Genomic DNA, 304 nt, shown 5'->3' with positions numbered 1-304 from the left:
GGGTTGTGATTGTATCAATGTATTTTTAAGTGATCGAAAGATTGCTTTGGAATACGGCGCAACACGAATACTCAACCTGTAACGAGTGCTCTTTGCTTGTCCCCTACGGGGATGAGCCCAGAGTAAGAGCTTTGCATGGGCCCGGAGTAAGTGCTGAAGCACTAACTCCGGCCGACAGCTAAAGCGCTAACTCTGGCCGCAAGACACACCCGTTATAGGGTCAAGCGAACAAGTGCATGTGGTGGATGCCTTGGCGATCACAGGCGATGAAGGACGCGGTAGCCTGCGAAAAGCTGTGGGGAGC

At 52.3% G+C, this 304-nt stretch carries 1 rRNA gene; it reads left to right on the top strand.

The features are described 5' to 3' along the window. Positions 1–218 precede the first annotated feature (218 nt). Positions 219–304 (top strand): 23S ribosomal RNA (locus tag VSR34_RS39040); the annotation flags it as partial.

The sequence above is a fragment of the Paraburkholderia sp. JHI2823 genome, assembly GCF_038900695.1.
Taxonomy (GTDB): Bacteria; Pseudomonadota; Gammaproteobacteria; order Burkholderiales; family Burkholderiaceae; genus Paraburkholderia; species Paraburkholderia mimosarum.
The sequence above is the reverse complement of the archived record's forward strand: the minus strand, read 5'-3'. Positions and strand labels throughout refer to the sequence as shown.